This window comes from Pseudomonas sp. Z1-12, from assembly GCF_051132015.1.
GTDB classification, from domain to species: Bacteria; Pseudomonadota; Gammaproteobacteria; order Pseudomonadales; family Pseudomonadaceae; genus Aquipseudomonas; species Aquipseudomonas zanjanensis.
Genome location: NZ_CP071647.1, coordinates 3,104,632 through 3,130,906, shown reverse-complemented (window position 1 = coordinate 3,130,906; position 26,275 = coordinate 3,104,632). Strand labels below are relative to the sequence as shown.

Sequence of the window (26,275 nt, the reverse complement as noted above, 5' to 3'; positions counted from 1 at the left end):
CCCGCTGGGCTGCGCAGCAGCCCCAAAAATACCTGCGAGCGCTTCGCACTCGAGCGGGAGCAAGCTCCCTCGCCACAAAAGCATCCTCACTGTCATCGAGCGTCCACGGGGGACACAAACGCCTCGTCCACCTTCGCCAAATCCTGCGCACCGAGGGTGCCGACGCTTCTGTGGCTTGCCCAGCTTCTGTGGCGAGGGAGCTTGCTCCCGCTGGGCTGCGCAGCAGCCCCAAAAATACCTGCGAGCGCTTCGCACTCGAGCGGGAGCAAGCTCCCTCGCCACAAAGGCATCCTCACTGTCATCGAGCGTCCACGGGGGACACAAACGCCTCGTCCACCTTCGCCAAATCCTGCGCACCGAGGGTGCCGGCGTAGTAATGCAGCTTGGTCCAGGCCATGAGGTAGTCGTAGCGGGCCTGGGCCAGGTCGCGGCGGGTGGTGTAGAGCTGCTGCTCGGCGTTGAGCGCGTCGAGGTTGACCCGCTCGCCGCCAAGAATGCTTTGCCGGGTCGAGACCACCAGCGCTTCGGCGGAGCTCAGGGCTTTCTGGTAGGCCCGCAGTTTGTTCACCCCCGACACGCACGCGCTGAACTGCCGGCGCAGCTCGATCAGCGTCTCGCGGGTCTTGGCCTCCAGCTCATATTCGGCTTGTTCCATGTTGCGGCTGGCCTGGCGGGTCGACGCAGAGACCCCGCCGCCGGCATACAGCGGCACACTGACTTCCAGGCCGATGGTGTTGGTGTCGTAGCGCTGGTTGTAGGTATTGCCGCTTTCCGATTCGTTCTGGCGCATGGTCGCGTAGGCATTGATCTTGGGCAGGTGCCCGGCACGGTTGCGTTCCACCTCGAAGCGCGCCACGTCCACCGCCTGGCGCTGGGACGCCAGGCTGGGGTTATTGCTCACCGCCAGCTCATGCCACGTGTCGAAACTGGCCGGTTGCAAGGCAAAGACCTGGAAGGTGTCGTGCAAGGGCGCCAGGTCGCCGATGTCCAGGGCCGGGACGCCAATCAACGAGCCGAGTTCACGCAAGGCGGCATCCTGCTCGTCCCGCGCCTCGATTTCCTCGGCGATTGCCAGTTCATAGCGCGCCTGCGCCTCGAGGATGTCGGTGCGGGTGCCTTCACCCTGGCGAAACAGCTGTTCGTTCTGCTGGAACTGTTGCTCGAACGCCTTTTTCTTGGCCTGGGCGATGTCGATCTGGTCTTGGGCGAACAAGGCCTGGGTGTACTGGCTCAGTACCCGCACCAACAGCGCCTGGCTCTTTTCCCGAAAGCTTTCGTCGGCGAACAGCGCCTGGGCCACGCCCTTTCGGTAAGCCGCGTACGCCTCATAGTCCAGCAAGGGTTGCTGCAGCGTCAGGCCGGAGCCGTAGCTGCTGTAGTTGCGATCGTCGTGCTGACTGGCACCACGGTCATTGAGGTACGTGACCTTGGATTGGTTGCGACCCTTGTTGTAGCTGTAACCCAAATGCGGCAACAGCCCGGCACGGCCAATAGCGCGGTTCTCCAGGCCCGCATCGCGCTCCTTGATCGCGCCCAGGTAGACCGGGTCATTGCGCAAGGCCTGCTCGTAGAACTCGAACGGCCCCATGGCCCAGGCGTTGTTTCCCACGGAAAAGGCCAGCAAGGCCATCCAATAAAAACGCTTCATACCGCCGGACATCCTTATTCTTCGGTCAACGCAGAGCCGGCTCGGTCGAGCAGCGGTTTGAACAGGTAGTTGAGCAACGAGCGCTCGCCGGTGCGCACGAACATCTCAGCCGGCATGCCGGGCTTGATCACCAGGCCGTTGAGCTTGTCCATGGCCACGTCGCTGACGCTGCTGCGCAGCACGTAATACGGCGCGCCGGTTTTTTCATCGAGCATCTGGTCTGCGGATATCAGGCTGACTTCCCCCGGCACTCGCGGCGTGCGGTTCTGGTTGAAGGCGGTAAACAGGATGTCCACCGGTAAATGCGGGCCGACCTTGTCGATCAGGTGCACCGGCAGGTGCCCTTCCACCTCCAGCCGCGTGCCCTGGGGCACGATTTCCAGCAAGGTGTCGCCCTGGCGCACCACCGCGCCTTCGGTGTGCACCCCCAGGTTCACGGCGATGCCATCGGCGGTGGCGAGGATTTCGCTGTGTTGCAACTCGAACCCGGCGGATTTCAGTTGCTGTTGCAGGGTTTCGCTCTTGAGTTGGGCGTCGGCCAACTGGCTGCGCACTTCTTTCTGGTACTCCTCGTTGTGCTGCTGCAGCTTCAGCCGCGACTCGACGATCCCCTGCTCCACCCGCCCGCTTTCGCCGCTGTTCTGCGCCAGTTCCTGCTGCACTTGCGACAACTGGCGCTGATAGTCCAGCAGGCGGTTGCGCGGAATGTAGCCGTTGTCGGCCAAGGGTTGCAGGTTGCCCAGTTGCAGGCGCAGGGATTCGGCCTGGGCAATCAAGTCGCTGCAGGCCCGGCGCATGCCCGCCAGTTGCGCCGTGGCGCCCTCGATGCTGGCGCGCAACGCCGCCTGTTCCCGGGCGAACGCTTCACGGCGACTGCTGAACAGTTGCCGCTGGCCTTCGAGCACCAGGGCCAGGCCTGGATCGGGATCGCGGCTCAGTTCGGTCGGGAAACTCACCTGCAACAGGTTGTCCCGCTCACTTTGCCAGCGCGCCAGGCTGGCCCAGGTCATCCGGTACTGCGCCTGCAGCGATTGCACGTCGGCGGCGGCCTGGGTCTGGTCCAGGCGGAACAGCGGCTGGCCCTGCTTCACCGCTTCGCCTTCGCGCACCTGGATCCGGCTGACCACACCGCTGCTCATCGATTGCACGGCCTTGCGCTTGCCTGAAACCACCACGGTGCCTTGTACGGGAATCCCTTGGTCCAACGGCGCCAGGCTGGCCCAGGTGAAAAAACTGCCCGCGCCCACGAGCGCCAATGCCCAGCCCATGCGGGTGAAGAAACGGGCGTCGCGCTCCGGGCGTTCGACGTCCTGTGAATGTTCGAGATTCATCTCGCGATCCTTGCTCATGCGCCGCTCGGTTTGCTGGCGGCTTGGTACTGGCGACTCAGGCTCAGTCCGTTGGGCGCCTGGGGCGCGCCGGCTTGTGCACTGCGTTGTGGCTCCGGCTGGCCGGACAGGATCCGCAGCACTTGCTGGCTCGGGCCGAAGGCTTGTAGCCGGCCGTCATCGAGCACCAGCAACTTGTCCGCCTGGGCCAGTGCCGACGAGCGATGGGTGACCAGCACGACACTGGTGCCTTGGGCCTTCATCTGCGCAATGGCATTGGCGAGCGCCGCTTCACCCACCGTGTCGAGGTTGGAGTTGGGCTCGTCGAGCACCACCAGGCTCGGCCGGTCGTACATCGCCCGCGCCAGGGCGACCCGTTGCTTCTGCCCGCCGGACAAACCACCGCCGTCCTCCCCCAGCACCGTGTCGTAGCCCTGGGGCAGGCGCAGGATCAGTTCATGAACCCCGGCCTGTTGCGCGGCAGCGACGACTTTCTGCGGATCGGCTTGGCGAAACCGGGCGATGTTCTCGGCGATGCTGCCGCTGAACAGCTCGATGTCCTGGGGCAGATAGCCGATGTGCGGGCCGAGTTGCTCGCGATTCCAGCGATGGATGTCAGCCCCGTCGAGGCGCACCGTCCCGGCGAGGGTTGGCCACACGCCGACCAAGACCCGGGCCAGGGTCGACTTGCCGGAACCGGACGCCCCCAGCACGCCGAGCACCTCCCCGGCGGCCAGGCTGAAGCTGACCTGCTGCAACGTCGCGTTGCGTTGTCCTGGCGGTCCTGCGCTCACTTGTTCGAAGCTCACCTGGCCCTTGGGCGCTGGCAGCGTCAGGCCGTCATCCTGGGGCGCAAACGCCTGCAACAGCGCATCGAGACGGCGATAAGCCAGCTTGGCGCCGCTCCACTGCTTCCACACGGCAATCAACTGGTCGATGGGGCTCAGCACCCGTCCCATCAGGATCGAGCCGGCAATCATCATCCCGGCGGTCATGTCACCCTTGATCACCAGCAGCGCGCCCAAGCCCAGCACCAAGGATTGCAGGCACAGGCGCAGGGTCTTGCTCAGTGAGCTGATCACCGCGCCGGTGTCGCTGGCCTGGTTTTGCAGGCCGAGAAAGCGCGAATGCACGGCAAACCAGCGGCTGCGCAGCGCCCCGAGCATGCCCATGGCCTGGATCGTCTCGGCGTTGTGCAAGTGGCTGGTGGCCAATTGGCTGGACTGTTGCGAGTAGACGCTGGCCTGCCCCAAGGCTTTTTTGGTCATGGCCTCGTTCAGGCACGCCAAGCCGATCAGCAGCAGCGTACCGACGGAAGCGAACACGCCGAGCCACACGTTGAACAGATAGATGACCAGCAGGTAAATGGGAAACCACGGCGCGTCGAAGAAGGCAAACAACGCCGGCCCGGTAAGGAATTGACGAATATGCGTAAGGTCGCCCAGGGATTGCCCGGCGTTGCCTTCACCCTGGCGCAGATTGCGCTCGAACGCGGCCCGGTACACCTGGAGGTTGAAGCGCCGTTCCAACTGGCTGCCGATGCGGATGACCACGAAGCTACGGACCATTTCCAGCAGCCCGATGAACACGAAGAAGCCCACCACCATCAGCGACAGCATCACCAGGGTGGTTTCGTTCTGGGATGACAGCCCGCGGTCATACACTTGCAGCATATAAATCGAAGGCGCGAGCATCAGGACGTTAATCAGCGCGGTAAAACAACCGACACTGATCAGAATATTCTTATAATCGCCCAGCGCTTTAAACAGCGGCACTGCGGCAGCGCTCCTTGCCCTATTCATGATCTTCCTTGCTGTTGGCTTTGCCGGCGAACCGGCTGTTAGTTCAACTTACCAATCTTTAAATGTTGATTCAGTGCACACCGACATCCACACCTGTTCGAACAAGCGTGACTCGCTGATTGCCCAACCGTACAAGTCCGTTAATCCGCACTCTGGGACTTATTCCGTTCAAGCCTGAGTATCAAACCAGACTTCAAGGTCATTTGGTAATGATGTTCCCGGCGCAGCCCCAAGTGAGTCCTGGAGTCTTGCCTGCCAATCAGGGATAGACCGTCGGGTTCGGTGAACCAACGAACCGGCTCATCTCCCAGCCAGTGCCCCAGGCACTCGATTTGCCCACCGAGGGTCTGGTCCGCCTTGAGTTCGACCAGACAGGTGTTGGACGGTTTGTCCTGCATTGACTGGCTTTGCGTGGTGTCCTGCGGGCTCAACAAAACGGCCTGCCACTGACCGGCCAACTGCGAGGGTTCTGCTAACAACAGGCTGCGCGCCATGGCAACTTCTCCACAAAACATCATCAGCGTAGCGAGCAACCCGGCGGTCGCCTGAACACTACAGGGCAACGATTTTCTATGCATTGGCTTGATCCTGGCCGAAGTCCCGCAGGAGCCAGGGCCCCCACGGGACAGGGACATCAGGCCACGATATCCGAGGCCGCCGCCTGGCCAACGGTGCTGACCAGGAAGTCAGCCACGCCATGCCCGGAGAAGTCCACCGACAGCAGGCTGTTGCCACCCGATGTCGACAGCACCGCATCCCCCGCCGCACCGGTGAAGGCGCTGACGAAATGCAGGCCCGCGCCCTGGGTGATACCGGTCAGGTCGATCTTGTCCAGGCCACTGACGAAATCGAGGATCTGGTCGGTTGCCCCCGGCCGCGAATCGGAACTTGCAGCGAACACGAAGGTGTCCGAACCCGAGCCGCCCCAGAGCTTGTCCGCACCACCGGCGCCCCAAAGGATATCGTTGCCGGCGCCACCCTTGAGCTCGTTGGCCACCGCGTTGCCGATCAACAAGTCACTGCTCGAGCCACCGATGGCATTCTCGATGGTTGCCCCCTGGGCGATGGACACGTTGCCGACCATGCCGCCAACATCGGAGAACGAGGCGTCATTGAGATTGATCTTCTGGTTTTGGGTAAAGCCAGAGAAATCCAGGGTGTCACGGCCGCCCGCATCCCATACCGAAAACACGACTTTGTCCGAAGATGAAGAGGCACTGAGGAAATCGCGACCGGTGTTGGAGTTGAAACCGTAGGTCGAATCGCCGGTACGGGTCGTGGTGTTGGCACCGTAGAGTTTCTGGATGGCCGCGATGTCATCCATCAGCGGACCCGAGGCGTAGGCTTCGACGCCGCCCTTGCTGAAGTTCTGGTCGGTATTGCTTTCGCTCCAGTAACTCATGAGGCTGTAGCCACGGGTGTCCTCGCCATAGGTGGCGTCATCGTAGGTCGGGCTGCCTTCGCCGGCGTTGTAGTCACCGGGGTGGGCCAGGCCGAGGGTGTGACCGATTTCGTGGGTCAGGGTCTGGCGGCCGTAGTTGTTCAGGTCCGGGTTCTTGTTCTGGGTGTAGCTGCTGTTGATCAGGTACCAGGACGTGCCGTCATAACCGGCGCCAGTCCCCGGCAGATAAGCGAACGCCGCGGCGCCATCCTGGCCGCCGCTGTAGTTACCGAAGGTCATGTGACCGTCGCCACCGCTGGCCTTTTCGGTGAAGGTGACATTGGCCACGTCCGCCCAGGATTGCATGGCCAGAGCGGCCTGGCCCTTCTGCTGGGTGCTGAACTGGCTGAAGCCACTGATTCCATGCTTGTTCATGGTGCTGGATGAGGCTGACGTCAGGAAGGTGTAGGTCAGCTCGATCTTGCCGCTGCCGTCCCGGTCCTGGTAAGCCGCACCGTCGCGCAGCAACTGGGTGGCCGCCTCGTCGACGGAGTACGACGGTTTGCCGTTGACGGTCAGGTTACCGCCGCGGTCATATTGATGACTGAAACTATTGATCTGGTTGAACGCATTACTGGGAGCGGCCAGTTGCGGCGCCCAGAGCAGTTGCTCGGTAGAATCGATAGCGCTGTTTTTGACTTTCGACATAAACACACTTCCTTGTTTGCAAATGGAACAGTTTTAGTCAGACAGACGATCTCTGGCGAGATCGTCCTATCACTCGCCCAATGAGGACGTAAGAAACCTGACACAATTGGAAATCAAACGTCTAGCAATTTTTTTCGTTCAATTTCATGCCCTGCCCCTTAACACCCCTAAACAATAGGCTTCGGCCTCGCTAGTCTCCGCTTGCAACTGCCGAAACTGCAGATTGTCGGACAAAACCATATTTAAATATTAAATATCGATAACTCGCCATTTGCGAACGACATCGCACTTTTCACAACTAAGTGCCAGCGAAATGCTATTAATTAATACCTACCAAGTCACCTCAAGATTTACGTGCACACACTGCCCGCAGACAGCCCCGAAGCCAGCGATGCACCGGGTCGGCGTCCATTCGCGGATGCCAGAGCATGGCGATCGTGAATTCCGGCACCGGAAACGGCAGCGTAAAACTGTAGAGGCCGATCCGCAGGCCGGTGGTGTAGCGCTCAGGCACGCTGGCGATCAAGTCGCTGGACCGGGCCAGCCCCAACGCCGAGGAAAAACCTGGCACGCTGGTGACGATTTCCCGGGACAGTCCCAACGCTGCCAGGGCCTGGTCGATGAGGCCGTGATCCAAGCCGCGCATCGAGACCCCGATATGTCCGCCCGCTGCATAACCGGTAGCGCTCATCGCCGCCTGGCTCAACGGGTGTCCGGCACGCGTCACCCCGATCAGGCGGTCGCTGAACAACGCCTGGGTTCGCAGTTCCGGGCTGGTGTCCTTGTCCACTACGGCCGTTTCCAGGTCCACGGTGCCTTCGCGCAGCGCTGTGCTGTCCCGGTCGGTCTTTTCCACGAAACGCAGCCGCACGCCGGGCGCTTGTTCGTGAATGCGGGCGATCAGGTCGATGGCGAAGTTTTCCACGAAGCCCTCACGGGTGCGCAGCGTGAAAGTCCGATTCAAGCGCCCAAGGTCCGGGATCGCCACTGGGCGCAGCACCGCCTGGGCCTGTTGCACCAAGAGACTGACCTGTTCGCGCAATTCCAGCGCCCGGGGCGTCGGCACCAGCCCTCGCCCGGCCCGCACCAACAGCGGATCTCCAGTGGTTTCTCGCAACCGCGCCAGTGCCCGGCTCATGGCCGACGGGCTGAGCCGCAGCCGCCGGGCGGCCCGGGCCACGCTGCCTTCGCAGAGCAGTACATCGAGGGTGACAAGCAGGTTGAGGTCGGGCGAAGACATGGCGCAATCTCGAATTGGGTATAAGGCGTTTTGTGCAGCTATAACCTGCAAACGCTGCGTCTTCCGCCATGTTATGCCCAGCGGTAACGTTGTGACAGCGCCGTATTGAGCGCGCGGAGACAGGTGACACGATGAAACCCATCAACACGCAACCAAACCCGCCGGCAACCGCACCCGCGAGCCGGTTCTTTTCACCTCGCTGGGCCTTGGCGAGCCTTGCGCTCTCGACGCTGCTGGCCTCCCTGGGCGCCAGCGTGGCCGCAGTGGCGTTGCCGACACTGGCCCAGGCCCTCAATGCCTCTTTCCAGCAGGTCCAATGGGTGGTGCTCGCCTATCTGCTCGCCATGACCACGCTGATCGTCAGCGCCGGCCGCCTGGGCGACCTGATGGGCCGGCGCAAGCTGCTCTTGGCCGGCATCGCCTTGTTCACCTTGGCCTCGGTGCTTTGCGGCCTGGCGCCTTCGCTTTGGTTGCTGATTGCAGGTCGGGCGTTGCAAGGCCTGGGGGCCGCCATCATGATGACGCTGACCTTGGCCCTGGTTGGCGAAACGGTCGCCCAGGAAAAAACTGGCAGTGCCATGGGTCTGCTGGCCACGCTGTCGGCGGTGGGCACGGCCCTGGGTCCCTCCGTCGGCGGCCTGCTGATCAGCGGGTTCGGCTGGCAGGCCTTGTTTCTGGTCAACCTCCCCCTTGGCCTGTTGACCTTAGGGCTGGCCTGGTACGCGCTGCCGGTGCGGCAGGTGCCGCCAAAGGCCGGAACGGCCCGCTTCGACATCACCGGCACCGTGTTGTTGGCGTTGACGCTCGCCGCCTATGCCTTGGCCATGACCTCAGGGCGCGGGACCTTTGGCGAGTCGAATATTGCGCTACTGCTGGTAGCGCTCGTGGGCGGCAGATTGTTCATTCGTGCCCAATCCCGGGCCGTGTCGCCGCTGATTCCGCTGACTTTATTTCGCGACAGATCATTGGTCTCGGGCCTGGCGACGAGCGCCCTGGTCGCGACGATCATGATGGCAACGCTGCTGGTCGGGCCTTTTTACCTGTCCATCGCCCTCGGGCTGCCGGCGGCCCTCGTCGGGCTCGTGCTGGCGGCTGGGCCATGCGTCGCGGCGCTGGCCGGGGTGCCTGCCGGACGCCTGGCTGATCGGTTCGGCGTGCAACCCATGCGGCTCACCGGCCTGGCGACCATGGTCCTCGGCTGCCTGATGCTGTCATGGGTACCCCCCGCCCTTGGCATCGCCGGCTACCTGCCGGCCATCGTGGTAACGACCCTGGGCTACGCGTTTTTCCAGACGGCCAACAACACGGCGGTCATGGCCGATGTGGCGGCCCAAAGGCGGGGCGTCGTCGCGGGGCTGCTCAACCTGTCGCGCAACCTGGGTTTCTTCACCGGAGCCTCCGTACTCGGTGCGGTGTTTGCGGCCGCAGCGGCGACGAATGACATCACCCGTGCCAGCCGCGAGGCGGTGACGAACGGTCTGCACACGACCTTCGCCGTTGCCTTGGGCATGGCGATCCTGGCCCTGATCATCGCCCTGAAATGCCGCGTGCCAGAGCGGTTGGGCGAACCTGAGGAGACCCCCGGTCAAGCGTGATGGCATTCTGGGCATTGCCGTTTAAGTCGTGATCCAGATCAAAAAAAGTGAACCAATCGCAAAACGGACTGAAAAAATCCACATGAGCTTCATTTTCAGGTGCTATTTTTAGGTCTCACTGGTAGAGCCAAGATGGCTCTTCCTTCCTGACATGAGCAAAAGGAAGCGCTCGATTGAAGAAGGCGGGCAACACATGAATAAAGGATCTTTCAGCAAGGTTACGTTCCCCAACGCTTGCCAGTTGATGCGCTGGCACTTCCATCCCATGGGATTCGAAGCGAGCATGGATGCGCCGGGCAGCATGGTTGCCCGGTTGTTTGATCGAGCCAGCGGCGAGACGATGATCGCCATTGCAGGGATCCCCTGTGCGACGGTGATGAATGCGCCGGATGTGGAACGAATAATCGAGGCGGTTGAGGCCGAGCTGGAAGCCTTTGTGCCACCGGTAGGGTTGCGGCGGTTTGCTTCCTGATCGGGTTGGTTCTTTTTAATGCTAGATAAACGGCGCCTCCCTTTTTGGGAAGGCGCCGTTTTTTTGAGGTACATAACCGTTGCTGCGGTAACGGCGGCTTATGGTTCCGCTTTACGGCGGGTCACTATTGCAAGGCGGCCTGAGACCCGACCTGGCTCTTCAGGTCGTGCACCCATCAGAGCTGTGGGGGCAAAGCTGGCTCGCGATAGCGGTGGCTCAGTTAATGAAGAGGTTGGATGTGCTGGCCTCATCGCGAGCAAGCTCGCTCCCACAGGTAATCTTGGGTGTTCATGAATTATGTGTTCATTACCCGGCCCATTGTGGGAGCGAGCTTGCTCGCGATAGCCGTTTCACAGTCGGTGAGGGTGTTGGATGGGCCGGCCTCTTCGCGAGCAGGCTCGCTCCCACCGGTAATCTTGGGTGTTAATGAATCTTGTGTTCACCGCCCGACCCTTTGTGGGAGCGAGCTTGCTCGCGATTGCGGTTGTTCAGCCACAGAGAGGCTGGATGTGCCCCTCTTTTGCTTTGCTTTGCTTTGGATCTTGATCTTGATCTGGGCGCCCCGTTAAACCACGCTGGCCGAACGCAGGCATTGCGCAGTGGGCATCCCGGCATGGATGCCGGGATAGCCGCGCTGGGCCATGGATGGCCCTTCGCGGCGGCCCACGGAGTAATGCCGGAGTGAGGGCACACCGAGCCTAGGCGAGGTGCCGAGTGGTGGGGCAAAGCGCTTTTGGTTACTTTTGGCTGGTCCGGCTCCCGGCTCTTCCAAAAGTGACCCGCTGTAAAAGCGGAACCCTAAGTCGCCGTTACCTAAATAACGGATATACACACATACCCAGGAATAGAAACCCTACCCCTTACGAACACGCCGATGGTCAACAAAAAAAGGCTTATCCGCAGCAACACGATCCGAAGCCTTAGGCCCATTGGCCGCCTGCCCATCCTGCCCATCGACATACCAATAGCAATGCTGCACCGCACGAGTAATCCCCACATACGCCAAACGCAAGATTTCATCTTTTTGCGCCGTGTCGTAAGGCTCGGCATCCCCGTCCTGCCCCAGCCCAGCCATTCGATAAACCTGATTTTTGTAGGGCGAACTGCTCAAGTGCTGACAGTCACCCAACAAGAACACCGCATCAGCCTGGAGCCCCTTGGCACTGTGGTAAGTCATTTGCCTGAGCCGCCGAGCCTCATAAGGCAAGCTAGAATCCACATTAACTACTGACTGAATATTATTTTCTATCAATAGCTTATCGCTACTTTTTCGATACAGCATCAAGATGGAATCACCCTTGCGATAATGCTCCTCCAATCGCAGGGCCAGTCCTTCATCGTCTCGATCCAGTACATTGACCGGACTCAGCGAACGAGGCATGCCGCTGGCCTTGGCCTTTTTACCAGGGATCGCCGCAGCGGCGCGCACGATGTGCTCGGCCGCGTCGATGATGTGCTGGTGGCTGCGGTAGTTGTCGGTGAGCATGACCCGAGTTGTCGCCGGTGACGGGAATTGCTTGTTGAACGCCATGAAATAGCTCGGCGAACTGCCGCGCCAGCCATAGATCGATTGCCAATCGTCCCCGACACACAGCAAGGAGGAGCGCTGGGCGCCGCGCCCCACATGCAGCGCTGGGCCACGGCTACGGACCTCGCGGAGACTGGCGCGAAGCCAGGAGACGATCTGCGGCGACACGTCCTGGAATTCGTCGATCATCAGGTGCGAAAGCGGCCTGAGCAAGGCATCCCCCAGCAACTTGAAGTTTTCCGGCGAATGTTCGCTGAACAACGCGAACATGCGGTTGTAGGTCATGATCGGTGGCGATTGATCGAGTAAATGGTCTTCGAAGGCTCGCCAATAGCGACTTAACGCCTCGAAAAAATACCGATCAGGGTCATCTTGGGCGAAGGACATCCGGCCCACGGCATCCGGGACGTCAAGCCCAAGGTTCTCGATAAAGCCTGCCGCCGCGACAAAACAGTCCAGCAATGGCGCCGAACCCAGCTCGCCCTTGACCTTATAGTCGAACCCGGGCCCGGCACTGGCATCGCCGGCCATTGTGGCCACCACACGCCTTGACACCTCATAACTTTCCAGCCAGATCAGCGGCTTACGGCAGAAAGCTTGAAACAAGGTACGCTTTACCACCCACTCCGCGCGGATACTCAACTTGGCGCCCGGACGGCTGAGCCGCGCGTCTTCCCGCGGATCGAAGCCCAGCATCACCCAGGCATCGAGTGACGGTGCGTAGCCGTGGCAATGGAATCGAGAACCGTTGATTTCAAAAGTCTGTCGCTTTGGCTCGATTCCCTTGATTGGCCAGGCACCGGCGCGAAACCACAGGTCTTCGACGGCGTCGCACAATTCTTCGTCGCGCTGGGCCGCCAGCTCGGTGACGGCCACCCGTTTTTGCACATCCGGGTGATCGCGCTCCAGTTCCTTGAGCTGCAGGGCATGGCGGGACAACGGCTGGATCAGCTCACGGAAACGCGCGTCTCGCTGGTAAAGGCTGTAATAACAGGCGTTGAGTTGCTGGCGCTGGACATCATTGATGCGCAGGTCAAAAGGGTTGTCTTGGGCGTCGTCCGCTTCGGCGCGATGACTCAGGGTCTCGAAGGCCTGGAGGCGCTCGAACCCAGGCAAGCTGCGCACCATGGGCAAGATACGCGAATGGAAGGTTCGAACCAGATCGCGAGCTTCCTTGAGGCTCACAGTTCGCCCCCACAGGCCGAACACTTCGATCAGCTTTCGAATGAAATCCTTGCGCGACTCCCGGGTAAACGTCACCACGGTCATCGAATCCAGTTCGAAGCCCAAGTAGTGGGACAGCAGCACGATGCGCAGCACCAGGGTCGTGGACTTGCCCGCACCCGCCCCGGCGACCACCGACGTGGACGGTGTGTCGCTGAAAATCATCTTCCATTGCGCGACACTGGGTTGTGCATGCGCCGGCAGCAATCGAGCAACGTCCGCCTTGATGCGTTTCTTCAACTCGGCGGTCAGTGGCAGACGCCAGTCGTCGAACAACAAATCATCCACCTGGGGTGCCGGGTGCTCCGTGCTACGCGAATCGCGGATCAACAGCACCTGACGGCCCTCTTCGAGTCCTTCGGCCCTGCCTTCCTTATAGCCATAGTCGAAACCGGCGGTATGGCCGCTGCGAAAGCCATCGGCCTGGCCGTGCAACCAGGACGCCCGGTGCTGGGCACGCAGGCGCGTCAGGCCATGGCCGAAGAATCGAGCGGCCAGGCGCTTGAGCAACGGCATCTGGGCCAGGGGTAACAGCTCGGGGGGATGATCGGGAGTGTGTTGCGACACGTGGGACTCCGGTGTTCAAGAACCATGACGGCTATGGTGTCTGTATTTGCCGCCAGGTTCCACCAAAAAGCCTTTAAGTCATGGGCTTAGGCGATGAAGTGAAAGTTGGCTCGCGATTTTATATCTAAATAAGCGATAGGATTAAAACGTTTTTTACGCTTTTTATCGATGGTTTCCTTGGCGAAAATAGCGCCATCAACCCTCGCTTTCGCTCTTCAGCGAAAAGGACACGAACATGCTCGAACTCAGGCCCTTCGCCACCTTGGGTGCCGCCAACCACGGCTGGTTGGATGCCCACCATCATTTTTCGTTCGCCGAGTACTACGACCCGCAACGCATGCATTGGGGCAATCTGCGCGTCTGGAACGATGACGTCATTGCCCCCGGCAGTGGTTTTCCTCAACATCCGCACCGGGACATGGAAATCATCACCTATGTTCGCGAAGGCGCCATCAGTCATCAGGACAACCTGGGCAACAAGGGCCGTACTGAGGCTGGCGACGTACAGGTCATGAGCGCGGGCACCGGGATTGCCCACAGCGAGTACAACCTGGAATCGACGGCCACGCGCATTTTCCAGATATGGATCATTCCCAACGAAGAAGGCCTGGCACCGTCATGGGGCGCCAAACCGTTTCCCAAGGACTCGCGCGAAGGCTTCGTGACCCTGGCCAGCGGCAAGGCCGGCGATGACCAGAGCCTGCGCATTCGCGCCAACGCGCGGTTGGTAGCGGCCAACCTCAAGGCGGGTGAAAGTGCGGAGTATCGGCTGGACGCCGGGCGACGAGCTTATCTTGTGCCAGCCACGGGATTGATAGAAATCAACGGTTTACGCGCACAAGCTCGAGACGGTGTTGCGATTGAAGCTGAACAGGTATTGCGAGTGACAGCGATCGAAGACAGCGAAATCGTGCTCGTAGACCTGGCTTGACCCCTGCGCCACTAACAGCACTGCGCCTCTTGCTCTTGTGGCGAGGGAGCTTGCTCCCGCTCGGTTGCGCAGCGACCGCCAAAAAAGCGGGGCCGCTGCGCAGCCCAGCGGGAGCAAGCTCCCTCGCCACACGTTCACATCACAGGCATCACTTGCCCAGGCATTACTTGCTAGCGATAGCCCCATCCACCAACGTTTGCGCCTCAGCCACCAACTGCTTGAGGTGCGCATCACCAATGAAGCTTTCAGCGTAGATCTTGTAGATATCTTCAGTACCGGACGGACGCGCCGCGAACCAGCCGTTTTCGGTCATGACCTTCAGGCCGCCGATGGCCTGGTCATTGCCCGGCGCATGGCTGAGGATGCTCTGGATCTTCTCCCCAGCCAGTTCGGTAGACGTCACCTGATCCGGCGACAGCTTGCTCAACAGCGCCTTCTGCTGCGGGTTGGCCTTGGCATCGACGCGAACCGAGAACGGTTCGCCCAGCGCGTCGGTCAAGGCGCGGTAGGCCTGGCTCGGATCGCGACCGGTGCGGGCCGTCATCTCCGCCGCCAGCAACGCCGGAATCAGGCCGTCCTTGTCGGTACTCCAGACGCCGCCATCCTTGCGCAGGAACGAAGCACCGGCACTTTCTTCACCGCCAAAGCCCAGGGAGCCATCGAACAGGCCATCGGCAAACCATTTGAAGCCCACCGGCACTTCATAGAGTCGACGTCCCAGGCGCTTGGCGACGCGATCGATCAGGCCGCTGCTGACCACCGTCTTGCCCACGCCCGCATCGGCGCGCCATTGCGGGCGATTCTGGAACAAATAGTCGATCGACACTGCCAGGTAATTGTTCGGCGCCAACAGGCCGCCGGACGGCGTCACGATGCCATGGCGGTCATGGTCCGGGTCGCAGGCGAAGGCCACGTCGAAACGCTCCTTCAGGCCAATCAATCCTTGCATGGCATGGCTGGAGGATGGGTCCATGCGGATCTGCCCGTCCCAGTCGACGGTCATGAAACGAAAGGTGGAATCCACGTGGGTATTCACCACTTCCAGGTCCAGGCGGTAATGCTCGGCAATGGCTGGCCAGTAGCGCACGCCCGCGCCTCCCAACGGGTCGACACCCAGGTGCAGCCCGGCGGTGCGGATGGCATCGAAATCGATGACATTGATCAGGTCCGCCACGTAAGTGTTGACGTAGTCATGGCGGTGGGTGGTATCGGCCTTCAGGGCCTGCTCGTAACTGACGCGTTTGACGCCGGCGAGCTGGTTGGCCAGCAGTTCGTTGGCCTTGGCTTCGATCCACTTGGTGATGTGGGTATCGGCCGGGCCACCGTTAGTAGGGTTGTACTTGTAGCCACCGCTTTGCGGCGGGTTGTGGGACGGCGTGATGACGATACCGTCCGCCAGGCCCGACGTGCGGCCACGGTTGTAGCAGAGAATGGCGTGGGAAACCGCTGGCGTCGGGGTGTATTCATCCCCCTCGGCGATCATGACGGTCACACCGTTGGCCGCGAACACTTCCAATGCGCTGGCGCCCGCCGGGGTCGACAGCGCGTGAGTGTCGATACCGACGAACAACGGTCCATTGATCCCCTGGGCTTCGCGGTACAGGCAGATCGCCTGGCTGATTGCCAACACGTGCCACTCGTTGAAGCCCAGGTCAAAGGAGCTGCCGCGGTGGCCGGAGGTGCCGAACGCCACGCGCTGGGTTGCAACCGAGGCATCGGGTCGGCCGGTGTAGTAGGCCGTCACCAGTCGCGGGATATCGATCAACAACTCTGCCGGTGCCGGCTTGCCCGCAAATGGACTGACTGTCATGCAAAACCTCTGAGTGGAATGGCTCGGGAAATGGGGTGCAGTTTACTGACAGTTCGACCATGGCGCGATGGGTTCGATCCATCGCCGCCGATTACGATTGCTCAAGCCTCAGGGCGTCGGTCAACGCGCAGAGTGCCGCATCCAGGTCCTGCGGCCCATTGAGCGTATGGGTCAGGCGCATATGTTGCCCATACAGGCCATGAAGGCTGAACAGTTCTCCGGGCGCGATGACGATTCGCTGGGCCAGGAGCCGACGAAACACCCGCCGCAAGTCGACCCTTCGCGTCGAGCGCATCCAGATCGTCGCGCCACCTTGGGGGTCCACCCATTGCACGCTATCCCCCAGCCGCTCGCGCAGCAGTTGTGTGGTCGAAACCGCACTTTCGCGCAGCAGGCGCCGCAACACCAGCAAATGCTGGTCAATCCGACCGTTGCTGTACAGCCGGGCGATGGCTTTCTGGCGAATCGGCGACAGGCGAAACGCACGGAGCAGGAAATGTCGCTGCAGCTGCAGGGTCAACTGGCGCGACAACACGTAGCCATATGGCGCCTCTGGGCCGATGGTCTTCTCGAAGGTGGAATAGACGATCAGCCGGTCCGGGTCGAGCAAGTCCCGAAAAGGCGTCGCCCCGGCCTCGAACGCCAAGTCTGTATGGCTGTCGTTCTCCAGCACCCACGTGCCGTGCCGTTCCAGCAACTGCGCGATGGCACGACGGTTTTCCTCGGGAACGAACGACCCCGTTGGCATGTTCAGGACCGACGACAACATCACCAGGCGTACCGTTTCGCTTTCCAACAGTTGTTCCAACTGCTCGATATCGATTTCCCCGCCGGCCAGCAGTGGCAACTCGATGAGGTTGATGTCAGCGGCCTGGAGCAGGCGCAACACGACCCAGTCACAAGGCGATTCGATCAGCACGGTGGCGCCCCGAAGTGCCAGTACGCCAATCAGTATCTCCAGGACACCCCGCAGGTCGGCACCGATGTAGACGTCATCGGCATTCCAGCAACGGGCCGGCGAAGACGTGTAGCGGGCCGCCAGCGCGGTGCGCAGTTCCAGCTCGCCCCAGGGTTGCGAAGGCATCTGCGAGGAACGTGGATACTGGCGCAGCAGCTCGCGCTCGAGCAACAACATCGGACTGTCCAGTGGCTGCATCGACGCCGGCTCATCCGCGCTGAGCACAAGCATGCCTGGCCGTCGGGCGTTGACATACAAGGTTTCGAGTAGATCGCCGCCGCCGTCCAGGGTAGTCGTGCTGGGCGCCGGCAGTGCGTAATAACCGGACTTGGCGATCGAATAGACCCGCCCTTCCTTCTCCAGCAATGAATACGCGTACTGAATGGTGGATATCGACACATTCAGACGCTCGGCCAATTGCCGCAACGAGGGCAGGCGCACCCGCGCATCGACCTCCAGTTCGTTGATCAGCGTGGTCAGGTAGCGATAAACCGCCTGGTAGGCGAAGTCTGTCTCCCGGCAACCTTTCATCGGATCACGCCAGGAGAGCGGATTGCAGCCGGCCAGGTCGCAACACCGGGCATCATGATCGGGCGGGAGGTAGACGACTCCATCAAACCGCGTTCCTCAGTGCCTTGCCGAGTGTTCGTGCGGCTCATCGGCGGCCCGCCCGGCTTCTGCCGTGTCGATGTCGTCGAGGGCCTGTTGCAGATCGCCGCCCGGAACCGTTTCCGGTTGGTCCGGCGATGCCACGCTCGCTTGGTACAGTTTGCCAAGGACACCGACGGGCAGGCCACTGACGTCGACCATCCAATGTGCGATCTGATCGGCAACGGGCGCGCCCTGCATGGCCTTGTGCAGGTCCGGCAGTGCCACCAGCATGCCGGGGTGGCAACAACGCAGAAAATCTTCCAGGCCCGCGCCCTGCCCCACGAACGGGGCGAACAGCATGCACACCAGTTGCGTTTCACTGAGCCCGAGGATTTTCTGCGCTTCGAGGGCGGCGTAGGCGCGGCGTTCGGGAATCGACGAAGGTGAGCCAAACAGCACCCGAGCCTGCTCGCAGGCATGTTCCGGCAACTGCTTGCGATGCATGATCATGATCGCCCGCTGCACGTAGTCGCCGTACCCCGTTTCGTAGCTGCGCCCCTGCACGTAGCAGGCCTGCAGCCCATGCAGATGAGCCGACAGCAGCGGGCTGAGGTACTCGTTTTCGATCGACGAGGGCATAAGGTGGTCGGTCCGTACTCGCAGGAATTCGTTGAACAGCGGCCAATTGGTGCCTTCCTGACGATCGACGATCAGGTCGTCGATGCCAATGTGGCTCATCCGCCGACAAGCCTCGTAATGCCCCTCGGGTTTCCATGCGCCAAGACGCTCGGGACCGTAGAAATGTTCGTAGAGATCGTTGTTCAAGGTATCGAGGTGCGCAAAGAGACTGTCGAAACAGCCAATGTTGTCGATCGGCAGGCCGATCTTGCGGGCCGCGCGGCGCAGGCCTGAAATAAACAGTTTTTGCTGGCGCGGCGTATCGCTGCTGACCATCGAATCCACGCCAGGCTCCCAGCGGGCCATGTGCCGATAGAACTCGGTCATCGCCAGGTAGCCTTCCCCTCCGATTTCAAGGGGGCTGTCGACCGAGCGAAGATGCCCCAGCGCCAGCAGATCCATGCGATTGGCCTCGTGCCCCGCCACCGACAAGGGCTGCCGGTGATTGAACGGCAAAACCTCGCGGTTATCCGCCATCAGCAATTCGACCCGGGGATCGTCATAGACAAACAGCGCGCTGTAGCAGCGATGGATGTTCTCCAACGTCGCCTGGGTAGTCTCGCTCAAGCGCGGCGTGGCGACGCGTAAAGCGAAGGTCACCGGATGCCGGCCCGCGATGCTGAGCTGTGCGGCCCGCAACGCGGTCAGCACGTAAAAGCCCTCCCGGCTTCCGTTCTGGACCGTCAACACCCGATAATCGCCAATCCGGTCGATGCCTCCGGCGGCGACAATCAATCGTTGGATCAGAAGCTGCAACGCAGTCCGTTCGCCCCGCGAATAAAAACCCAACAAGCGTTGCAGTATCTGTTGATACACGTGAGTCATTGCCTGCTCATGAATTGCACTCATAGCTATTTACCTGAAATTCAACTATCGGCGCCGCACCCGCACCAACGTGACCGCGCGACGTGTTGATCTGAATGGATCGTTCTAGTACTCAAAGAGTATTAGCAATACGCTCAAGCGGTGCTTGCCGTAATTATTTGATACATACGCAGAGAGCCACCCGACACTCCTTGACTCCCCCGCCGCGGACCGCGTAAATACGGGGCCTCGCCAAGCCAGGGGCACGTCCTAGGAGAATTCCGACAACGTCCCACAGATAATGAGTACGCGAAATAAGGAACTTGCCGAACTTGAATAGACCCTCTACCCCGCCTCGTTTTCCAAAGGTTTGATAGATAGCCCCGCTCCAATAAACGCTCGTTGCACCTTGAATGTGCCTTGAAGGATGAAGGCCTTCGAAAAAGTTATACCGCACCACGACTTCTTCCTTGATATGGAAATCAAGCGTTCAATTATCAGGACTTAAATAACGATTAGAAGATACAGATTGGGGGCAAAAACCAGTTCAGATGTTGACCTGCCGGCCGTTTCGGCCCTGAGCGAACCGGTACAGGCCATTGATGGGTGCTGCAAGGCACGTACACACCGCCGCCAGCCAGCGGGTGCAGAGAGGAAAGGAAGGACGGGGATAAAGCCGAAGGCGGCGCAAGAGCCCGGGCGATGACTCTTGCGCAAGACAGGTATCAGGCGGGGTCGACGACCTGAAGGGCAACGCGCTCGCGGCAAGGGCATTCGCCCATGTACCGGTGAGCTTCGACAAACTCGGAGAACGGGAAGACCCGCGTCTTGAGGGGCAACAGCACGCGATCGGCGGTCAGTTGATTGATATCACGCAATGCGCGCTGCAACGCCACCTGGTCCTGAAGGATGCCCAGTTCCGGTTTGCCGGTAAAATTGCCGATACAGTGCACGAAGAACTGAATGTTCTTCTGGAACGCCGCGCAGGCCGGGAACGGTGTCTGGTTGCCACCCTGCAAGCCGTACAACACCAGGCTGCCACGGGGTGCCAGCACATCGCCCAACAGCGACATCTGCGGCCCGCCAAGGCCGTCGAACACTACATCGACGCCACGGTTGTCGGTGAGCTTGTTGATTTGCATCAGCAAGTCCTGCTCTTCGGTGACGATGACTTTTTCGGCACCCAGCGACAGCAGGTATTCACGTTCGTCAGCCGTCTTGGTCGCCGCAATCACCCGCACACCCAGGGCCTTGCCCAGTTGGACAAAGGACGGGCCGGCACAATGGCTGGCATCGGTGACCAGGGCGAATTGCCCCGGCTTGACCCGCGCCAGGTCCATGTAGGCGAAGTAGGCGATCAGCAACGGCGTGTAATGCACGGCGGCTTCGATCGGGCTGAGCACGTCGGGATAACGGGTCAGAGCGGTGCGCGGCAGCACGATCACTTCGCCGTACACGGGATAATCATTCGGGCTCTCGGCCGGGAAACTGGCGACCTTATCGCCCACGGCCAAGTCATCGATGCCGTCGCCCACGGCCGTGACCACGCCGGCCATCTCATGGCCCAGGCCCGAAGGCAGGCGTGCCTGGGACGACGCCAGGTTCTGGCGCCATAAGGTGTCGTACCAACTGATGCCGATCGCTTCGACGCGGACCTGCACTTCTCCTGGCGCAGGAAGAGCCGCCGCATGCTCTTCGCATTTGAGCACCTCGGCACCACCAAACTTGTGAAAACGGATCGTGCGGGACATCGCAAACCTCGTCAAAGTAACCTCTAATGCCATGAACTCTATCCGGGCTTTGTGGCCAAGACCATCAGTGGCTATTAATAGTCGACATGCCTGTCATTGATTCCGCAGCAAGAAAAGCGAACCAGTCCTGTAAGACTTATCCCTAAGAAAATGCATTTACCCGATGCAGAGTACCAGCCTTTCCCCGTAAGATTCATGCTGGCCATTGTTCCCATATGGCCGCCGACGTCAAGCTTGCTGAACCTGCCAGGACCCCAGATGAATCGTAATGACCTGCGGCGTGTCGACCTGAACCTGTTGATCGTGTTCGAAACACTGATGCATGAACGCAGCGTGACCCGCGCGGCCGAGAAGCTGTTTCTCGGCCAACCGGCCATCAGCGCAGCGCTGTCGCGCCTGCGCAGCCTGTTCGATGACCCGCTGTTCGTGCGCACCGGCCGCAGCATGGAGCCTTCGGCCCGGGCGGTCGAGATCTTCGCCCTGCTCTCCCCAGCCCTGGATTCGATTTCCACGGCGGTGAGCCGCGCTGCGGAATTCGACCCGGCCACCAGCACCTCGGTGTTTCGCATCGGCCTGTCGGACGACGCCGAATTCGCCCTGCTGCCGATGCTGCTCAAGCGCCTGCGGGCCGAAGCGCCAGGCATCGTGCTGGTGGTGCGCCGGGTCAACTACATCCTGATGCCAGGCTTGTTGGCCTCCGGTGAAATTTCCATCGGCGTCAGCTACACCGACGACCTGCCGGCCAACGCCAAGCGCAAGGTCTTGCGGCGCAGCATGCCCAAAGTGCTGCGGGCCGACACCGCGCCGGGGCGATTGACCCTGGACGAATTCTGCGCCCGCCCCCACGCCCTGGTCTCCTTCGCAGGGGACTTGAGCGGTTTCATTGATGAAGAATTGGCGAAACTCGACCGCAAGCGCCATGTCGTGTTGGCCGTGCCGCAGTTCAACGGCTTGAGCACGCTACTGTCGGGCACCGACATTATCGCCACCGTGCCCGACTACACCGCCGACGCACTGACCGCCGCCGGTGGCGTACGCGCCGAAGACCCGCCCATACCAGTACGCAGCTTCGAACTGCACATGGCCTGGCGCGGGTCCCAGGACAACGATCCGGGGGAGCGGTGGTTGCGGTCGCGGATTCAGATGTTTTTCGGCGACCCCGATAGCCTGTAATAGAGTTCCAGCACATCACAGCCCACGGCTTTCGCGCCACCTCGCAAAACGCTGGGCACGTGGCCTCAGATTGAGGCTACAGCGCAAGGAATCAGGAGATGGGGTTTACTCGCCCAGAATGTTGTTCAACGCAGCGGTATGGCCGGCCGGGTCGTTTACGCTGGACATCACTTCGATGATGGTGATCTTCTGATCGTTCATCGTCATCAACGAGGCCATCAGTAGCTGCAGGCCATTGAAATCGTCGGTGCCGTCCAGGCGGTGCATCTTCAAGCCGTTCACCTGAATGATCTTCTCGCTAGTCATGCGAAAGTTGGATGACGCGGCCTGCTGCTTTTCCTTCACGGTATCCACGGCAAGGCGAAACGCAGCGTCCGGGGTGGTACCCGCAGTCGGCGCCGGACCTTCGGTAACGATGATGGCCCGCTCGCTTTTCGGATCGAAGTACATCGTGCTGCCGTTCTCGCTGTTCAAGATACGGGTCTCGACGCCGTTGAGCACGAACTTCAGCTTGCCGCCTGCCAGGGACACCGATTGCGTGTCCGATGCCGCCGTAGCGGTTTGTTCAGGCGAGGCAGCAACTGCCAGGGTGGCCGCGCCGCTCAAGGCAGCAAGCACGCACAAGGAACGGGTCCAACCCAACAGCGAATGTTTCGACATTGATAGCGCCTTTGTTTTCAGGCCGTCGAATACCGACGGCCTGTCGTGCGAACAGCCTAGCTTACTTGCCTGCTCACTTGCCCAGGATTATCTGTCGACTATTTAGCCCCAGGCCCCATCAACGAACTCTCGATCTGGACGCCAGGCATCATTCGTTGCAAACCTTCGATCAGTTTGTCCCCCGCTTCCGTCAAGGCTTCAAGCGGCATCGCCGGCAAACTTTCCAGAATGAACCACATGCACTTTGCATCGGCATCAAGACGGGTCCTGACACCTTGCCGCCAGTTCCAGCGACGGCAGGTCACGCCTTTGTCGTCGCGCCAGACCACTTCGCCGGCGTCTGGATACTCGACAGCAGGAACCCCTTCTTTCAGGGTGTCGAAGGGCTCGGTGCCATCGGCGACTACCAACCGTGGGGAGCCCACATAAGCTTCGATGTTTTCCCCGCCAACAGGGATGGCGTACTCAAGACTGATGGCGTTGTAGAGATCGACGATGGGATCCAGGCTGGGCAAGCTGCCGTCGCGCAACACCCGTTTACGCAACGCCTCGGCTGAACAAGGCGTGCGCTGCGGCTTGGCTCCAAACTTTCGGAATGTATCGGCCCATGCGGCCAAATGTGCTTCGCCCCAGCCTGGCCCACCCTCCCGCACTGCCTTGCACGCCCGGTCCAGTGCGGCCTGAGCAACCTCAGGATGGGTCAGCGGCGCAGCTTGCACCGCAATGCTCAGAGCCCTGAACCCCGGGACCAGCTCTGCAACGGCTCGATCGATTAACGGCAGTACGGACAGCATCAAGAACCTCCAGGAATCCAAATGTCATTTCATGCTATCCAGCGCCGACCAACAAAGTCAATATAATGACCATTATCAACTACTATAACGAATGGGTCGATTGACGGGCCTATCGCTATAGACCGAGAATCCCGGCACATTTTCTTCTCAGCATGACCCTCATCAATGACCATGAATACCAGCCTGTCGACGACCCCGGGTGCTGACGCTCAAGCCGTCAGCCTGGCTGTCGCGCGCACACTCAAACAGGCACGCAAGGCACAGAAAATCACACTGGATGAGCTTTCCCGGCGCTCAGGGGTGAGCAAAGGAATGGTCGTTGAAATTGAAAAATGTACGGCAAACCCCAGCATTGGCATCCTGTGCAAAATCGCAGCCGCGCTGGGTTTGTCCGTTGCAGACATCGTCAATGTGACCGAAGCCCCCTCTGCCCATATCATCGACAGCCAGGACATTCCCACGCTCTGGACCGGGGACCAGGGAGGGACGGCGCGACTTCTGGCAGGAACGTCCGGCCCCAATATGATCGAGCTGTGGCGTTGGGAAATGCATCCAGGCGAGGCCTTCGCGTCACCTGGGCACCCTCAAGGCACGCTTGAACTTTTTCATGTGGAGAAAGGCACGCTCAAATGCGTGGTAGGGGAAACGGAGTTGGTCATCCCTGCGGGAAGCTCGGCAGTGGCCAAGACCGATGTTCCCCATTCCTACTCCAACGCTGGCAAATCCAAGTTGGTATTCACCATGTCCGTGACGGAGATGCATCCGTAAGTGCTCACCGGAGCTTGCGCCATCGATACGGTGCAGGCACCTAGAGCTTATGGCTCCCCAACACCCAATACCGCTGCGGCTCTACCTTGCGCAGTCGCGCCGCCAGGAACACACCCACCAGCAACGCCGCCGGAATGATCGCGCAGAGGCCATATGACAAAGCCTTGCTCGCACCTGTCAGCACATCGAAATGCACCACCGCGATAAACAGGACCGCCAACAGGGCCACGCAAGAGAAACCAGGAAAAATCCGCCCACGCCATATTCCCAGCTTGAGTTCGGGGTGGCGCTGGGCAAAGACCCAGACCGCGGCGGAAGTCAGCGCCATCAGCAGAATCACGCACAATGTCGCCAGGTTGGACAGCCAGGCGAACAGTTGCAGGATCGGGTCGGCATCCATGGCGGCGAAAATCAGTACCACCACGGCAGAGATCAAGCTCTGCAACGCTGAGCCCATGTGCGGGCTCTGGTGGACACGGTGGGTAGTGCCCAAGCGGCTGGGCAGCAAACCGTCACGTCCGATGGCATAGAAGTAACGGGCCGCGGCGTTGTGGAACGCCAGCAGTCCGGCGTAGATGCTGACCATGAACAGCACGCGGATGACCTGGGTCAGCTGCGGACCGACAAAGTGGTCGGACATGCCATAGATAAACGTCGTCGGGTCCTGCAAGGTCTGGAGCGTGGACACGATCTTGTCCGCCCCAACACCGATGACCATCGACCAGACCGACAGCGCGTAAAAACCACCGATCAGCAATACCGAACAATAGGTGGCAATCGGGATCGTCCGTTCCGGGTTCTTGGCTTCTTCGCCATAGATGGTGGTGGCCTCGAAGCCGATGAACGCAGCGAAGCAGAACAGCAAGCCGATGGACGGCGTACCGCTGAACACGTGGCTGCGATCGAACGAATCGAGGTTGATGCCGCTGTCGCCACCGGTCCTCAGGATCGCAAAATCCAGGAGCAGGATCGCCAGGTATTCGGCGATCACGATCACCGACAGCACCCGGGCCGACAGGTCGATCTTGCGATAACCAAGGATCGCGATGCTCGCCATCGCCAGGAGTGAATAGGTCCACCATGGCAAATCCAGGCCAAAGACGCTGGCCATCGTGCCGCTGACCACGCCGCCGAACATGCCGTACAGGCCGACCTGGAGAATGTTGTAGGCAAACATCGCCAACACTCCCGCTGCGCCACCGGCCAAGCCACCCAAACCGCGGGAGGTGAACGCGTAGAAACCGCCGGCGTTGGTCACATGCCGGGACATGGTGGTGTAGCCCACCGAAAACGCCAGCAACACCAGCAAGGCCAGGATCAGCAACGCCGGTGTGCCGGCGCCGTTGCCCAGCATGATGCCAATGGGGAAGCCGCCGGCGATGACACTCAAGGGGCTCGCCGCCGACACCACGAAAAAGATGATGAAGCCGACACCCAAGGCCCCACGCTTGAGCTCCGTGGAGCTATTGACCGGGAGAGGTACACTCATGTTTTCTTGACCTTATTGTATGAGGCAGGCGCTGTAGGATCGGTGCAGTCAAATGCTCACCGTCACCCGATAGCGTTATTGTTCTTGTTGCACGCTGGATTCGATCCTATGCCTCTCCCTGAACGCCCCATTAGCCCAAATCGGTAATCGCCGCGCTCGCCTCAAAAAAGCCTGGCGTGGGGCTAATGCCAGTTAGTTAAGTGGATACCACAGGCAAACACACAAACCGTGGCGAGGGAGCTTGCTCCCGCTGGGCTGCGTAGCAGCCCCAGAAACAGGGACGCTTCGCGACCCAGCGGGAGCAAGCTCCCTCGCCACAGGGTTATTGCCCGGCTTTGTTTCGCTTAACTGACAGACATCAGGGCGTGTGGCCCC

General features: G+C 60.7%; 19 protein-coding genes. 5 read left to right on the top strand and 14 right to left on the bottom strand.

What is annotated here, in order from left to right; translation table 11 throughout:
• Window positions 1-298 precede the first annotated feature (298 nt).
• The 6 genes from J3P85_RS13225 to J3P85_RS13200 all read right to left on the bottom strand — a co-directional run bounded on the left by J3P85_RS13225 (window position 299) and on the right by J3P85_RS13200 (window position 8,107).
• A complete protein-coding gene (locus J3P85_RS13225) occupies window positions 299-1,648 on the bottom strand; it encodes a TolC family outer membrane protein (protein WP_434706139.1) in 1,350 nt (449 codons plus the stop codon).
• A gap of 14 nt (window positions 1,649-1,662) precedes the next feature.
• Window positions 1,663-2,997, bottom strand: a complete 1,335-nt coding sequence (locus tag J3P85_RS13220) for an HlyD family type I secretion periplasmic adaptor subunit (protein WP_434706138.1) — start codon at window positions 2,995-2,997, stop codon at window positions 1,663-1,665.
• Window positions 2,994-4,778, bottom strand: a complete 1,785-nt coding sequence (locus tag J3P85_RS13215) for a type I secretion system permease/ATPase (RefSeq protein WP_434706137.1) — start codon at window positions 4,776-4,778, stop codon at window positions 2,994-2,996. Before J3P85_RS13215 ends, J3P85_RS13220 begins: the two co-directional genes overlap by 4 nt.
• Before the next feature lie 140 nt (window positions 4,779-4,918).
• The gene (locus tag J3P85_RS13210) at window positions 4,919-5,356 is read right to left on the bottom strand and encodes an AprI/Inh family metalloprotease inhibitor (protein ID WP_434706136.1); all 438 of its coding nucleotides are present in this window, start codon (window positions 5,354-5,356) and stop codon (window positions 4,919-4,921) included.
• 56 nt (window positions 5,357-5,412) lie between these two features.
• A complete protein-coding gene (locus J3P85_RS13205) occupies window positions 5,413-6,867 on the bottom strand; it encodes a serralysin family metalloprotease (protein ID WP_434706135.1) in 1,455 nt (484 codons plus the stop codon).
• 343 nt (window positions 6,868-7,210) lie between these two features.
• Entirely contained in the window at window positions 7,211-8,107 is an 897-nt protein-coding gene (locus J3P85_RS13200) for a LysR family transcriptional regulator (protein WP_434706134.1), read from the bottom strand.
• Between the two features lie 131 nt (window positions 8,108-8,238).
• Between J3P85_RS13200 and J3P85_RS13195 the strand changes: the two genes are divergently transcribed.
• Together J3P85_RS13195 and J3P85_RS13190 are read left to right on the top strand one after the other, a co-directional pair.
• The gene (locus J3P85_RS13195) at window positions 8,239-9,702 is read left to right on the top strand and encodes an MFS transporter (RefSeq protein ID WP_434706133.1); all 1,464 of its coding nucleotides are present in this window, start codon (window positions 8,239-8,241) and stop codon (window positions 9,700-9,702) included.
• A gap of 193 nt (window positions 9,703-9,895) precedes the next feature.
• The gene (locus J3P85_RS13190; RefSeq protein ID WP_003201764.1) at window positions 9,896-10,174 is read left to right on the top strand and encodes a DUF1652 domain-containing protein; all 279 of its coding nucleotides are present in this window, start codon (window positions 9,896-9,898) and stop codon (window positions 10,172-10,174) included.
• 853 nt (window positions 10,175-11,027) lie between these two features.
• Here J3P85_RS13190 and J3P85_RS13185 read toward each other — a convergent pair.
• Window positions 11,028-13,493, bottom strand: coding sequence for a UvrD-helicase domain-containing protein (locus tag J3P85_RS13185; protein ID WP_434706132.1), 2,466 nt, complete (start codon window positions 13,491-13,493; stop codon window positions 11,028-11,030).
• 235 nt (window positions 13,494-13,728) lie between these two features.
• Here J3P85_RS13185 and J3P85_RS13180 point away from each other — a divergent pair, with 235 nt between their 5' ends.
• Window positions 13,729-14,424 carry a pirin family protein gene (locus tag J3P85_RS13180; RefSeq protein ID WP_207966929.1) on the top strand — a complete coding sequence of 232 codons (696 nt, stop codon included), beginning with the start codon at window positions 13,729-13,731 and terminating at the stop codon, window positions 14,422-14,424.
• Window positions 14,425-14,587: 163 nt separating this feature from the next.
• Here the strand turns inward: J3P85_RS13180 and pgm are convergent, their stop codons facing one another.
• The 4 genes from pgm to J3P85_RS13160 all read right to left on the bottom strand — a co-directional run bounded on the left by pgm (window position 14,588) and on the right by J3P85_RS13160 (window position 21,016).
• Window positions 14,588-16,234 (bottom strand): phosphoglucomutase (alpha-D-glucose-1,6-bisphosphate-dependent), encoded by a 1,647-nt coding sequence (gene pgm, locus J3P85_RS13175; RefSeq protein WP_434706131.1) that lies wholly within the window; start codon window positions 16,232-16,234, stop codon window positions 14,588-14,590.
• A gap of 91 nt (window positions 16,235-16,325) precedes the next feature.
• Complete coding sequence (locus tag J3P85_RS13170; RefSeq protein WP_434706130.1) at window positions 16,326-17,723, bottom strand: PLP-dependent aminotransferase family protein; 1,398 nt, start codon at window positions 17,721-17,723, stop codon at window positions 16,326-16,328.
• 96 nt (window positions 17,724-17,819) lie between these two features.
• Window positions 17,820-19,310: a hypothetical protein gene (locus J3P85_RS13165; protein ID WP_434706129.1), complete on the bottom strand. Its 1,491-nt coding sequence runs from the start codon at window positions 19,308-19,310 to the stop codon at window positions 17,820-17,822.
• A 680-nt stretch (window positions 19,311-19,990) separates the two neighbouring features.
• Complete coding sequence (locus tag J3P85_RS13160) at window positions 19,991-21,016, bottom strand: zinc-dependent alcohol dehydrogenase family protein (RefSeq protein ID WP_053119386.1); 1,026 nt, start codon at window positions 21,014-21,016, stop codon at window positions 19,991-19,993.
• A 258-nt stretch (window positions 21,017-21,274) separates the two neighbouring features.
• Here J3P85_RS13160 and J3P85_RS13155 point away from each other — a divergent pair, with 258 nt between their 5' ends.
• Window positions 21,275-22,189 (top strand): LysR family transcriptional regulator, encoded by a 915-nt coding sequence (locus J3P85_RS13155; protein WP_072405519.1) that lies wholly within the window; start codon window positions 21,275-21,277, stop codon window positions 22,187-22,189.
• Window positions 22,190-22,294: 105 nt separating this feature from the next.
• Here J3P85_RS13155 and J3P85_RS13150 read toward each other — a convergent pair whose 3' ends face one another.
• Together J3P85_RS13150 and J3P85_RS13145 are read right to left on the bottom strand one after the other, a co-directional pair.
• Window positions 22,295-22,849: a hypothetical protein gene (locus tag J3P85_RS13150; protein WP_434706128.1), complete on the bottom strand. Its 555-nt coding sequence runs from the start codon at window positions 22,847-22,849 to the stop codon at window positions 22,295-22,297.
• Between the two features lie 98 nt (window positions 22,850-22,947).
• Window positions 22,948-23,643, bottom strand: coding sequence for a B3/B4 domain-containing protein (locus J3P85_RS13145; protein WP_434706127.1), 696 nt, complete (start codon window positions 23,641-23,643; stop codon window positions 22,948-22,950).
• Window positions 23,644-23,808: 165 nt separating this feature from the next.
• Here J3P85_RS13145 and J3P85_RS13140 point away from each other — a divergent pair, with 165 nt between their 5' ends.
• On the top strand, window positions 23,809-24,411 hold the full coding sequence (locus J3P85_RS13140) for a helix-turn-helix domain-containing protein (protein WP_434706126.1): 603 nt from the start codon (window positions 23,809-23,811) through the stop codon (window positions 24,409-24,411).
• A gap of 40 nt (window positions 24,412-24,451) precedes the next feature.
• On the opposite strand, the gene J3P85_RS13135 is transcribed toward J3P85_RS13140, so the two are convergent.
• Entirely contained in the window at window positions 24,452-25,900 is a 1,449-nt protein-coding gene (locus tag J3P85_RS13135; protein WP_434706125.1) for an APC family permease, read from the bottom strand.
• Window positions 25,901-26,275 lie beyond the last annotated feature (375 nt).

Excerpts from the sequence above, each read along its gene's own strand:
- J3P85_RS13165 (WP_434706129.1), bottom strand. The coding sequence starts at position 19,310 with ATGAGTGCAATTCATGAGCAGGCAATGACTCACGTGTATCAACAGATA.
- pgm (WP_434706131.1), bottom strand. The coding sequence starts at position 16,234 with ATGACAGTCAGTCCATTTGCGGGCAAGCCGGCACCGGCAGAGTTGTTG.
- J3P85_RS13200 (WP_434706134.1), bottom strand. The coding sequence starts at position 8,107 with ATGTCTTCGCCCGACCTCAACCTGCTTGTCACCCTCGATGTACTGCTC.
- J3P85_RS13170 (WP_434706130.1), bottom strand. The coding sequence starts at position 17,723 with ATGAAAGGTTGCCGGGAGACAGACTTCGCCTACCAGGCGGTTTATCGC.
- J3P85_RS13140 (WP_434706126.1), top strand. The coding sequence starts at position 23,809 with ATGACCATGAATACCAGCCTGTCGACGACCCCGGGTGCTGACGCTCAA.
- J3P85_RS13225 (WP_434706139.1), bottom strand. The coding sequence starts at position 1,648 with ATGAAGCGTTTTTATTGGATGGCCTTGCTGGCCTTTTCCGTGGGAAAC.
- J3P85_RS13190 (WP_003201764.1), top strand. The coding sequence starts at position 9,896 with ATGAATAAAGGATCTTTCAGCAAGGTTACGTTCCCCAACGCTTGCCAG.
- J3P85_RS13210 (WP_434706136.1), bottom strand. The coding sequence starts at position 5,356 with ATGCATAGAAAATCGTTGCCCTGTAGTGTTCAGGCGACCGCCGGGTTG.
- J3P85_RS13145 (WP_434706127.1), bottom strand. The coding sequence starts at position 23,643 with ATGCTGTCCGTACTGCCGTTAATCGATCGAGCCGTTGCAGAGCTGGTC.
- J3P85_RS13155 (WP_072405519.1), top strand. The coding sequence starts at position 21,275 with ATGAATCGTAATGACCTGCGGCGTGTCGACCTGAACCTGTTGATCGTG.
- J3P85_RS13180 (WP_207966929.1), top strand. The coding sequence starts at position 13,729 with ATGCTCGAACTCAGGCCCTTCGCCACCTTGGGTGCCGCCAACCACGGC.
- J3P85_RS13160 (WP_053119386.1), bottom strand. The coding sequence starts at position 21,016 with ATGTCCCGCACGATCCGTTTTCACAAGTTTGGTGGTGCCGAGGTGCTC.
- J3P85_RS13135 (WP_434706125.1), bottom strand. The coding sequence starts at position 25,900 with ATGAGTGTACCTCTCCCGGTCAATAGCTCCACGGAGCTCAAGCGTGGG.
- J3P85_RS13215 (WP_434706137.1), bottom strand. The coding sequence starts at position 4,778 with ATGAATAGGGCAAGGAGCGCTGCCGCAGTGCCGCTGTTTAAAGCGCTG.
- J3P85_RS13205 (WP_434706135.1), bottom strand. The coding sequence starts at position 6,867 with ATGTCGAAAGTCAAAAACAGCGCTATCGATTCTACCGAGCAACTGCTC.
- J3P85_RS13150 (WP_434706128.1), bottom strand. The coding sequence starts at position 22,849 with ATGTCGAAACATTCGCTGTTGGGTTGGACCCGTTCCTTGTGCGTGCTT.
- J3P85_RS13220 (WP_434706138.1), bottom strand. The coding sequence starts at position 2,997 with ATGAGCAAGGATCGCGAGATGAATCTCGAACATTCACAGGACGTCGAA.
- J3P85_RS13195 (WP_434706133.1), top strand. The coding sequence starts at position 8,239 with ATGAAACCCATCAACACGCAACCAAACCCGCCGGCAACCGCACCCGCG.